Below are 303 nucleotides of genomic sequence, written 5' to 3'. Positions count from 1 at the left end.
AATAGCTTGACTTGTGTCAACTACAGGCAGCGCGGTTATGCCGCAGCGCGCCTCGCTTCCAAGAAAAATTCCAGGGTGCATTCGGCATGACAGACCTCCAGACCAGCCTGATCGTCATCGGCGGCGTGATCGTCGTGGGCGTGATTTCCTACAATAAATGGCAGGAGCACAAGACGCGCAAGACCGTCGAGCGTGCGTTTTCGTCGGATCACGACGATGTGCTGATGAACGCCGACAGCACGACGCCACCGCTTTCCCCGACCAAACCGACGGCCGAGAGTACGCCGGCCGCAGCCGCGCGCG

Annotated in this window: 1 pseudogene; it reads left to right on the top strand. The window is 60.4% G+C overall.

The window, feature by feature from the left end:
- Window positions 1–86: 86 nt before the first annotated feature.
- Window positions 87–303: pseudogene (locus tag HLUSI_RS26755) on the top strand (cell division protein ZipA C-terminal FtsZ-binding domain-containing protein); the annotation flags it as partial.

Origin of the sequence: Herbaspirillum lusitanum P6-12, from assembly GCF_000256565.1 — a bacterium.
Classification (GTDB): domain Bacteria; phylum Pseudomonadota; class Gammaproteobacteria; order Burkholderiales; family Burkholderiaceae_D; genus Herbaspirillum; species Herbaspirillum lusitanum.
Note: the sequence above shows the minus strand (reverse complement) of the source record. Positions and strands in the feature narration are given on the sequence as shown.